Here is a 4,362-nt window from a genome sequence, read left to right as displayed (position 1 = left end):
GCGCTCGCGCGCGGCCGGAGGGGTCGGCCGTTCGGCCGGGGCGCGGTCGGGCTTCTCGGGACGATCAGGCCGCTCGGGGCGCTCCGCGCGCTCGGGCCGCTCAACCGGAGCCCGTTCCTGGCGCGGCTCGGGACGTTCGGGACGCTCCGCTCTCTCGGGGCGCTCGGCCCTCTCCGGCCGTTCTGCGCGCTCGGGGCGTTCAGCCCTTTCCGGGCGCTCGGCTCTTTCCGGCCTAGCCGCGCCGCCACGGGGGGCATCGCCGCCTCCGCGCGGGTCGCCGCGCTCGGCTCCCGGACCCGCTTGGGCGAGCAGCATCACGCCCGGCCCGCCTCTGTCGGGGCTGGCCGCAAGGGGGCCCGATAGGATCAAGGCCGGCAACATGGTGCCGGTCAGAAAGAGCAGGCGGAGGTTCCGCATCGATGGTCACTCACAAACGTTGATGTGGCCATCGGAACCGAATGGAGCCGGGATGGTTCCGAATTCATTCCCGGAGCGTGCGCCCGCGATCCACCATCTCGACGCGGAATCGAAGGCGAGCGCGAGGGAAATCCTTCGCCCTCAACCGGTTAGGGGACGTGTCGCCCGGGTCGCTCGTGACATCGCGGCGGGACCGACGATTTCCCTCGCCCGCCGTGAATGTCCGCTAGGGCGCGGCGGCGCGAGCCGGGACCGCGATCATGCTCGGCGCGATGATGCGGATGGCCGCGCGCTCGTCGCGGCCGGTGGCGGACGCTTCCGTGGCCGCCCCGTCGCGAACCACGCCCCCATCGGACAGGATGGCCCCGTTCCGGGTCGCCGCATCGGCGGCGATGGCCGCCACGGTCTTGTCCGCACGGCCCGCGAGGGTGACGCGCACCTTCGGCCGCGACATGGCTTCCGCCTGCATCGGTGTCACGAAGATGTCGCCCTTGTGCCGGACGAGCATGCTCTCGGCCTTCACCAGGGACTGGGCCCAGGTCTGGTTCGCCTTCTTGCACGAGCAGTCCGGCGTGAAGCTCTTCTGGAACTTGAAGGCGTTGGCGAGCGACACGTAGGCCCGGCTGCCCTTGATCGATGCGGCCTGTTTCAGCCCGTCATCGCCATTGGGCATCGAATAGGCCACCGCCTCCGTGCCGGGGCACAGGGCCTGACACAGCTCGTTGGCGCCCTCGCGACCATCGGGCAAATTGTTCATCGGGAAATAGGCGCCGTCGCAGGTCCGGACGCAGACCACCTGCGGCCCGCCCCGTCCGCGCTGCTCACCGACCACGCCCTCGACGATCTTCGGACCGGTCTCGGCGCAGGAGGAGGCGATGGCGGCCGTGAGCTGGCGCCGCCGGGCGGCGGTGACTTCGCCGTTCTCGGCGCCGTAGCCGGCCTGGAGCGCCCGGATACGCTGCTCCACCGCGCCGCATTGCGGCGGGCGCGAATCGAAGAACAGGAACTTGCCGCCTTCGCAGCTCAGGGTCCGGTAATAGGCCTCCAGCCGGCCGATCTCGTTCTGCAGGGCGCGGGCTGTGTTGGCGCCGTCGCTGAGATTCGCGAGTTCGAAGCGGTATCGCTGGCACTGGGCGTTGGGTGCCTGCGCCTGGACGGCTGTCCCGAACGCGATGGCGGCCATGGCGGCGCCGAGCGTTGCGACGAGCTTGCGGATCTGTGGAGGGATCAGCGGCATGACCTGTCAGAAACGGGTGTGAAGCTGGGCGGTTCCGGCCCTCGGGCAGGGTACGGAAGAACGCCTTTGCAAAGGGTGTCTAACCGCCCTCGCCAGAGCGCGACAGTGTTCCCACATGCCCATCGGCAAACTTGAGGGGAATGATGTGATGATGTGTCTTCGGAGTCTCACAAGCCGCGCGGTGGCGGCCGGATTGGCGGCGTTGGCGATGGGCGGGACGGCGGTCCGCGCCGACGACACGGACCGGATCTTCGACAAATCCACGGTGTGGCGTCCGCTCACCCCCAACGACAAGCTGGTGGTCTACGGCATCGACGACCCGGAGGTCTCCGGCATCGCCTGCTGGTACACGCAGCCCGAGAAGGGGGGAATCAAGGGCACGCTCGGCCTCGCGGAAGATGTCTCCGACATCTCCCTCGCCTGCCGGCAGGTCGGCCCGGTATCGTTCAAGAATCCGAAGGACAAGCTCAAGCAGGGCGACGTCGTGTTCAGCGAGCGGCGGTCGCTGATCTTTAAGTCGATGCAGATCGTCCGCGGTTGCGACGCCAAGCGCAACACGCTGATCTACATGGTCTATTCGGACAAGGTGATCCAGGGCTCGCCCAAGAACTCCACCACGGCGGTGCCGCTGATGCCGTGGGGCACCGCCGAGGCGCCGCCCCGCTGCGGCGATTTCTTCAAGGGCTGATCCGGCCCGGGGGCGGCGCCGGCATCGGGCCGGGCCGCCTCGAACGAGCGGGTGTGAGTCCTGCGGATCAGTCCTTGCAGGTGATGCGGATCGGCGGCTCGACGGGCTTCGGCGCGGGCGGCTGGTCGATCGCGCCGGTATAGTCCTCGGGAGCGGCCAGGCCGAAGGAGCCGGCGACGGCGAAGCCTTGCGCCTCGCACCAGGCATCGGCCACCACCTGCCCGCAGGAGCCGCTGCCCGCCACCAGGCATTCGCCGACGCCGTAGCCTTCGCCGGCGGGAATCAGGAACGTCTTCTCTACCTGTGCCGGCGCGCGGGCGGGCTTCTCGCCGTCATCGACGGCCAGGGCGGCGGAGGAAATGAGCGCGAGGGCGCAGAGAGCGCCGAGACCGGCAGCCGAGCGTCGCATGGGCAGTGACCTTGATGACGGGATCCGCGAAAGGCTGGATTCACCGGATGGGAGGATTCGCGTTTGGGAAAATCTCGGCCTCGTCGGTAAACAAATCCTTTCCGGATCGTCGCGACCTTGACCGAAGCTCTCCCGGCGTCGTTCTCGAATTCATCACCGTTTTGGGGTAGCCCAGTTGGTCGGCAGGGTCCGTCGCCTCCGTGCAACACGTAGGGTGCTTGGCGTCCGGCCGATCCGGTCGTCGCAGTTGCGGTGCGCGTGCCTCGCGAATCGTAAAAGTTGATCGGTTCTCGGGATTTAGGGCATGGGGACAGGCGGCATCCGCAGGCGGCGGAGCGGTCGCGTCCCAGGGTTACGAAAGACGGTTTCATGGCGCCGATGTTGCGGCTCTACAACACGCTGACCCGCGAGAAGGCGCCCTTCGTGCCGATCGATCCGACGCATGTGCGGATGTATGCCTGCGGGCCGACGGTCTACGACGCCGCCCATATCGGCAATGCCCGGCCGATCATCGTGTTCGACCTGCTGTTCCGGCTGCTGCGCCATCTCTACGGCGAGGCGCATGTCACCTATGCCCGCAACGTCACGGACGTGGACGACAAGATCAACGCCCGCGCGGCCGAGCGCGGCATCACCATCCGCGAACTCACCGACGGGACGCTCGCAGCCTTCCACGGCGACATACGCGACCTCGGCGTGCTGATGGCCGAGGACGTGAACGTGGCGGGCGAGCGCCCGCGCTTCGTCGAGCCCCGCGCCACCGACCACATCGCCGAGATGCACACGATCATCGACGGGCTCGTGGCATCGGGCCATGCCTATGTGGCGGAAGGCCATGTGCTGTTCGACGTGCCCTCGATGCCCGATTACGGCGCGCTCTCGAAGCGGCCCCTCGACGAGATGGAAGCCGGCGCCCGCGTCGAGGTCGCCCCCTACAAGCGCTCGCCCCTCGACTTCGTCCTGTGGAAGCCCTCCAAGCCCGGCGAGCCGTCATGGCCCTCGCCGGCCGGTATCGCCGCGCCGGGGCGGCCGGGCTGGCACATCGAGTGCTCGGCCATGTCATGGAAGCATCTGGGCAAGACCTTCGACATCCATGCCGGCGGCCTCGACCTCATCTTCCCCCATCACGAGAACGAGGTGGCCCAGTCCCGCTGCTGCTTTGCCACCGACGTCATGGCCCATGTCTGGCTCCATAACGGCTTCCTCCAGGTGGAGGGGCAGAAGATGTCCAAATCGCTGGGCAACTTCATCACCCTGCGCGAAGTGCTGAAGGATTGGCCCGGAGAGGTCGTGCGCCTCGCCATGCTGAAGACGCATTACCGCCAGCCCATCGACTGGACCGTGCGCGGGCTGGAGGAAGCGGCGAAGATGATCGACCGCTGGTACGGCATCGTGGGCGACGTGGCCGCCGGACCCGAGGTGCCGGCCTCCGTGGTGGAGCCGCTCCTCGACGATCTCAACACCGCCGCCGCCCTCGCCGAGTTGCACCGCCTCGACGACCCGGCGACGCTGAAGGCCGGGGCGGGCCTCCTCGGCCTCCTCGGGCGGACGCAGTCGGCGCGGGCGGACAGTGCCATCGCCGCCGCCGGCGTCGACGTGGCGGCGGTGGAA

Annotated in this window: 5 protein-coding genes; 3 read left to right on the top strand and 2 right to left on the bottom strand. The window is 68.6% G+C overall.

All coding sequences use genetic code 11. From position 1 onward, the window contains the following. A partial coding sequence (locus tag FV220_RS25885) for a hypothetical protein (RefSeq protein ID WP_210245973.1) occupies positions 1–363 on the top strand: 363 nt, incomplete at its 5' end. 280 nt (positions 364–643) lie between these two features. Here the strand turns inward: FV220_RS25885 and FV220_RS24185 are convergent. After that, positions 644–1,654, bottom strand: coding sequence for a DUF2865 domain-containing protein (locus tag FV220_RS24185; protein WP_018041884.1), 1,011 nt, complete (start codon positions 1,652–1,654; stop codon positions 644–646). Positions 1,655–1,862: 208 nt separating this feature from the next. Between FV220_RS24185 and FV220_RS24180 the strand changes: the two genes are divergently transcribed. Next, a complete protein-coding gene (locus FV220_RS24180; protein ID WP_018041885.1) occupies positions 1,863–2,342 on the top strand; it encodes a CreA family protein in 480 nt (159 codons plus the stop codon). Positions 2,343–2,409: 67 nt separating this feature from the next. Here the strand turns inward: FV220_RS24180 and FV220_RS24175 are convergent, their stop codons facing one another. After that, on the bottom strand, positions 2,410–2,751 hold the full coding sequence (locus FV220_RS24175; RefSeq protein ID WP_018041886.1) for a hypothetical protein: 342 nt from the start codon (positions 2,749–2,751) through the stop codon (positions 2,410–2,412). Positions 2,752–3,120: 369 nt separating this feature from the next. Here FV220_RS24175 and cysS point away from each other — a divergent pair. Then, on the top strand, positions 3,121–4,362 hold a 1,242-nt coding region (gene cysS / locus FV220_RS24170; protein ID WP_147833492.1), incomplete at its 3' end, for a cysteine--tRNA ligase.

Source organism: Methylobacterium sp. WL19, assembly GCF_008040005.1.
Lineage (GTDB): Bacteria > Pseudomonadota > Alphaproteobacteria > Rhizobiales > Beijerinckiaceae > Methylobacterium > Methylobacterium bullatum.
This window is presented reverse-complemented; position numbering and strand designations above follow the sequence as displayed.